Raw genomic sequence first — 5,056 nt, 5'->3', positions numbered from 1 at the left:
CCCCGGCTGCATCGCCGGCCGCCACACTGCCGCGTCGGCCTGCTGCGCGGCACGGGTCTGGGCGCGTATCCGGCGGGCCTGCTCGTCGCTGGCACGCGCTGCCCGCTGTAGCTGCATGATGCGGGCCTCGATCATTACCTGCGCCACCTCGCCGGCGGCCTGGATCATGGCGGTGACCGCCGCGGTAGCCCGCTGGTGGATATCGGCCATCTCGTTGTCGGGCACTGCCTCGTCCTCCTCATCGCTGCGCTTCCCCGTCACCGCTGAGATCTCGGGGTCGGGCCGGCACGGCGTGGGGCTGCGCCTGCGGCGTACTGCTCTGGGTTGGCACCTGCACCTGGTCGACGCGGTGGACGCCGGGCTGCAGCAGGGGCATCAGATGCGCCGCGGCGGCGGCTGCTGCGCCGGCGGCGTGGGCCTGCTGTTGGGCGGTACGCAGCTCGGCCAGCGCTACAACCAGCCGCGCCGCCTGGACGACCACGGCCAGCAGGATGGCCGCCTCCCCGCTGTTGCGGGCATGCCCGGCGACCAGCAGCGCATCGGCCACCCGGCCCAACTCGACGGCCACCGACGACGCTGCCGGCGCGGGCGCGCGACGTGGTGGTGCCGCCGCACGCGCCAGGGCATCGGCGGCACGGGTCACTGGACCCCGCCCGGATGGTTCGGCGCCCGCCGCTACCCGCGCCAGCAGTTCGGCGCTAGCCCGGGTAGCGGCCGGCCACTGCGGCGAGTCAGGAGCGACCCGGGTCAGCCGGGCGCTGATCGCCTCCAACGCGGTGGCGGAGGATCGCCACACCGCCATCCGGTCCTCTCCACTCAGCCGGATCCGCGGCGAATCCTCGGGGTCAGCCGCCTTCCACTGACGGGCCGACGGCGGCTCGGCATCGGGCCACCGCTTGCGGACCTGGGGCAGGCTGAGGTCACCGTCCAGACTGCGCCCGGCGTACCAGGTTGGCTTAGCGGCTCCGGCCGGCCTCATAGCCACGGCGTACCCGACCACCTGCTCCTTTGCCGCGGTGCGTGTGGCCACCAGTAGGCCCGCGCTCTTCATCCTCGCCACCCAGTCGGCTTCGCCCCCGGCTCCAGCGAGGGCCGCTCGGACCTGTCGGCGCAGCAACTCCCGCTCCGGTGTCTGGCCGCTGCGTCGGGCCCGGTCGACCTCCGGCCGGGTCAACTCCGGCCGCCGAGTCGCGCCGGCCCGGCCGGGTGTCCACTTACCCAACCGGAACTCGTCCTCTAGCAGGTCAGCTACCCGCTGGCTGCGCCGCTTGTCCTGCCGCAGCCACACCGGTGCCCCGTCCTCGGTAGCGCGGGTGACGACCACGTGTATGTGGTCGTTGCCCTTTGCGGACAGGCCGTGGCGCACTGCGATCCACCGGCACCCGGCCCGCTCGGCGTCACCGGTGAACCCCATCTCGGCCACGAACCGGCCCGCGATACGCGACCAGGTGGCGTCGTCGAGCTGCCCCTCCTGCGCGGGCAGGCTCAACGAGCACTGCCACACGTACTGGCGCACCCCGCGCTCACCGGCGGCGATTTGCGGCGCGTCCAGCCGCGCCGCCAACTCCTCCAGCGACCAGCCGCCGTCGTGCGCACGCTGCTGCGGTGCGAGCAACGCGACGTCGTCGTACCCGGCAACCAGGTGCGGATCGAGGTGTTCCTCAGCCTTTCCCGGCCCCCACAGGTACTCCAACAAACCGCGGACCCGACTGCCGTAGGTGACCTTCGGGATCATCGCCGGCCTGTCTGGGCGGCGGCGATCGCGGTGACGAGGTCGTCGACGCGCGCCGCGACCCGCGCGAGGTATGCCGCGGTCGCGGTCAGGTCCCCGGCCGGCTCACCGGTCGAATGCAGCCGCGCCACCGCCTGATTCAGGTTGTGCGCCGCGCCCCGTACCTGCCGGTGCAAGCCCATCAACTCGACCAACAGGGGCCCGGTCTCCGTGGCACCATCCGGGCCGGCGGGAGCGGGGACGAGTGGCGCTGAGCCGGCTTCCGCCAGATACGCCGAGGTGGCCATCCGGGCCGCCGCCGCGTTCGCCTCGACCGCCGCCGCCTCCGCCTCGGACAACCGCACGGTCACCCGATGTACACGCGGATCATCATCGGTGTGGGCACGCCGCCGGCGGTGGCTCGCACCGAACCGGACCACACCGACCTGCGCCGGATCAGCCACATCGACCACCCTTCCGACGAGCATCAACCGCCGCGTTGCGGCCGGCCGCTACGCGGCCCGTCTGACCAAAAGTCAGACTTTTACTCCAACTTGCTCCGTCAGGACGGGCGCGGTGGGCACGCCGAGGCTCCGAACGAAATCGACCTCCACCGGACCTAGTCGGACACCTTGTAGTGCCCATTACCGGGAGGCCGCCCGATCCCCACCTACACCCCTCACCGAGGATGTACCTGTAACACTGCCCCGGTCACTTGTGCTCGATGACGTCGCCTGACTCAGAGTCGCCCTGGTCGGCGAGAGGAACGCCAGGACCGCGGTATCAGTGGACGTACGGTCGGCAGCAGAGTCGAGGTGAGCCACAGCCCTACGGACCGCCTCAGCGAGAGCCGGCTTGAGATGCTCACCAATGCGCTCTGCCGTAGAGCGTGCACGCTGCGAAAAGTCGTCGCGCTCCTCGGCCGTCCATGCCCGTGATCGCTCGCCTTCGATCGCCTCTCGCAAGCGGGCCGGCTCGCTCCAGCTGCCGCTCTCGTCCAGGGCGTTGCGGTAGAGAGTCTCGCCACCGCGGCGCACCACATACGCCGCGTCAACGAGACGCTCATCCTCCAGCCGATCAGCTGTGACAAGCACGGCCGGGTACGCCCTGTCATGGATCTCGGGCGACACGAAGCGGCCAACACCGTGTTCGTTTCTCTCCCGCTGATACCGGTCAAGGACCGCTAACAGACTGCGCGCTTCGTGCACCGCGACGAAGACATACTCCACCCGGTACCCGGCCTGGTGAAACTCGTCGAACCGAGCCGCTGCCCAGTCCGCCCCGGCCAACGGTGCGCTGATAACGGCATCACACTGTTGCCCCCGAATGTGCTCGGCGAGCATCGTCCACCACCGGCTAGCAGCATCAGCTAGCAGCGCACGCACGGTCTGATCGTTCTCGGCAGCCAGCCTGGCGTAGTCCGGGTGGTACTCAAAAAGATCGTCCCCGTCAACCGCGACCGCTTCCTCACGCCCTAACTGAACAACAACCTGCGACTCGACGGTGGTCTTACCCGCACCCGGCTGCCCGGCGATGAACACGACCACCGGGTGTTCCCGCGCGGCGCCGGTATACACCGGTCTGATCTGCTCTTCGAAGATGCGCCGCAACTCCTCCTCGGGAAGCCCGAACATCGACGGATCCGTGTTCGCGGTCATCGCGGCTCCGAGACCTCCCGCGCCAACGCAGGATAGTCACGCATGACTCGCTCGATCTGCTCCCGGTCATCCAGAGTCAACAGGCGTCTCTCCCGCGCATACCGCTGCTGCGCCGCCACCAACGCGGCACGCTCCTCAACATCCACCGTCTGACCCAAGCGACTGCTGTAGGCCGCGATCACCGCACCGATCGCCGCCCTGGCCGACTCGAAATCAGCGGCATCCTGCTCGCTCCACCTACCCAGATCGTTAAGCCGCCCTGCATACCGTCCCCGGTCACCCTCCACCATCCGCTCTCCTCTCAAATACGCTTTGCTCGATCGAGCCGCCCTGTGAAAGGACGACGACATGAACCCTGACTTCCCTGCTGACCATGCTCTGTGGCGCAAGAGCAGCCGCAGCCTGAACGAGAACGCCCAGTGCGTCGAGGTCGCCCTGACCCCGCACGCCATCGGCATCCGCGACTCCAAAGACCCCTCCGGACCAGCCCTACTGATTACCGCCACGGGGTGGAGCACATTCATCGACCTGATCAAGAGCAACAGGCTGCGTACCTGATCTACACGACGGCCCTGACGGCACACACCAGGAGCCCACCCCGTGAGGGCTGCAGACGATAGCCGGCCGCCGTCCAGCGTCAAGGGCGCTACGCGTCGCTGCGCGATGGGCCCATGGCCCACCCTTGACCCTGGCCACCGTCCTCGGCTGACGACCAGGACGCCCCCACGGGCCGGAAGCAAGGGTGGAAAAGCGGTTACACAAGGATCGATCTTGCCCACTATGCTCTGCCTCCACAGCACCCGGCCGTCGTATTGGGGAGGACTCCATGGCCGACCAGACCGCTAAAGCCGTCCGTAGCCAAACCGAGAAAGCCGCGCTCGCGCTGCTGCGGGAGCGCACCAACCTGGTCGGGGAGGCGGCGACGGCGCGGCACGAGCGAGACCAACTCGCCGAGGCCCTGCGCGAGGCCACCGACCGCTACAACACCCGGTACGCCGCTGCGGTGGCCGGCGGTTGGACCGCCGACGATCTGGCCCGCCTCGGGCTGGACGCACCGGAGTCCAGCTCGCCGCGGCGCCGACGCCCATCCCGCCCAGCCGAACCGGATTCGGCCGGCGAGCAGGACGTCCAGGCGGGTGATCAGGGAGTCGAGCTGTAGCGCGACAGCTCGGGTGGTGGCCTGCCCCGCCGTGGCGGGGCAGGCCACCCGGTTGGCTACCCGCATCACGTGCCCTGCCCAAGTGGGGCGCCCTGGGCGGCCATGAACTGCACCGGGTCGACCGCGTTGTCGCGGTCGGCGTTGTACGGACCCGGCGGGACGTCCAGGTGCACCTCGAAGTGCAGGTGTGGGCCGGAACTGCCGCCACTGTTGCCCACGAACCCGATGACCGCTCCTGCGGCGACGTTCGCACCGATAGCCACCTCCGGTTGACGAACCATGTGGCAGTAACGGGTCACGATGTCACCCGCGTGACGGATGTCGACATACCAGCCGCAGCCCCGTGCTCCGGTGTGACCATCGCGGTCGCACGTGGTGTACCAGTCACACTTGACCTGCTCCACCACCCCAGCTGCGGCCGCCCGAATCGGTGCGCCCCGCACGTCTGTCCGGGACATGTCCACCCCGGCGTGGAACCGGCCGCCACGCGGGCCGAACCCGCTGCCGACGTTGGCGTCCACCGGCTGC

Annotated in this window: 7 protein-coding genes and 1 pseudogene; 2 read left to right on the top strand and 6 right to left on the bottom strand. The window is 69.6% G+C overall.

What is annotated here, in order from left to right:
• From K228_RS0123845 to K228_RS0123825, 5 genes and pseudogenes are all read right to left on the bottom strand, one after another.
• A pseudogene (locus K228_RS0123845) lies at window positions 1–261 on the bottom strand (hypothetical protein); the annotation flags it as partial.
• Window positions 239–1,735 (bottom strand): relaxase/mobilization nuclease domain-containing protein, encoded by a 1,497-nt coding sequence (locus tag K228_RS0123840; protein WP_025620636.1) that lies wholly within the window; start codon window positions 1,733–1,735, stop codon window positions 239–241. The pseudogene K228_RS0123845 and the gene K228_RS0123840, both read right to left, overlap by 23 nt.
• Window positions 1,732–2,199, bottom strand: a complete 468-nt coding sequence (locus tag K228_RS0123835) for a plasmid mobilization protein (RefSeq protein ID WP_245603583.1) — start codon at window positions 2,197–2,199, stop codon at window positions 1,732–1,734. The genes K228_RS0123840 and K228_RS0123835 overlap by 4 nt, the downstream gene beginning before the upstream one ends.
• A 156-nt stretch (window positions 2,200–2,355) precedes the next feature.
• Window positions 2,356–3,321 (bottom strand): zeta toxin family protein, encoded by a 966-nt coding sequence (locus K228_RS0123830; RefSeq protein WP_245603582.1) that lies wholly within the window; start codon window positions 3,319–3,321, stop codon window positions 2,356–2,358.
• Window positions 3,322–3,365: 44 nt separating this feature from the next.
• Entirely contained in the window at window positions 3,366–3,659 is a 294-nt protein-coding gene (locus tag K228_RS0123825; protein ID WP_018223861.1) for a hypothetical protein, read from the bottom strand.
• A gap of 58 nt (window positions 3,660–3,717) precedes the next feature.
• Here K228_RS0123825 and K228_RS0123820 point away from each other — a divergent pair, with 58 nt between their 5' ends.
• Both K228_RS0123820 and K228_RS0123815 read left to right on the top strand, forming a co-directional pair.
• On the top strand, window positions 3,718–3,927 hold the full coding sequence (locus K228_RS0123820) for a DUF397 domain-containing protein (protein WP_018252747.1): 210 nt from the start codon (window positions 3,718–3,720) through the stop codon (window positions 3,925–3,927).
• Between the two features lie 268 nt (window positions 3,928–4,195).
• A complete protein-coding gene (locus tag K228_RS0123815; protein ID WP_025620633.1) occupies window positions 4,196–4,528 on the top strand; it encodes a hypothetical protein in 333 nt (110 codons plus the stop codon).
• A 65-nt stretch (window positions 4,529–4,593) separates the two neighbouring features.
• On the opposite strand, the gene K228_RS0123810 is transcribed toward K228_RS0123815, so the two are convergent.
• Window positions 4,594–5,056 (bottom strand): M23 family metallopeptidase (locus K228_RS0123810; RefSeq protein WP_025620632.1); only part of this gene is annotated, 463 nt, incomplete at its 5' end.

This window comes from Salinispora cortesiana (genome assembly GCF_000484695.1).
In the GTDB taxonomy this organism is placed as follows: domain Bacteria; phylum Actinomycetota; class Actinomycetes; order Mycobacteriales; family Micromonosporaceae; genus Micromonospora; species Micromonospora cortesiana.
This window is presented reverse-complemented; position numbering and strand designations above follow the sequence as displayed.

Excerpts from the sequence above, each read along its gene's own strand:
- K228_RS0123840 (WP_025620636.1), bottom strand. The coding sequence starts at position 1,735 with ATGATCCCGAAGGTCACCTACGGCAGTCGGGTCCGCGGTTTGTTGGAG.
- K228_RS0123835 (WP_245603583.1), bottom strand. The coding sequence starts at position 2,199 with ATGCTCGTCGGAAGGGTGGTCGATGTGGCTGATCCGGCGCAGGTCGGT.
- K228_RS0123825 (WP_018223861.1), bottom strand. The coding sequence starts at position 3,659 with ATGGTGGAGGGTGACCGGGGACGGTATGCAGGGCGGCTTAACGATCTG.
- K228_RS0123820 (WP_018252747.1), top strand. The coding sequence starts at position 3,718 with ATGAACCCTGACTTCCCTGCTGACCATGCTCTGTGGCGCAAGAGCAGC.
- K228_RS0123815 (WP_025620633.1), top strand. The coding sequence starts at position 4,196 with ATGGCCGACCAGACCGCTAAAGCCGTCCGTAGCCAAACCGAGAAAGCC.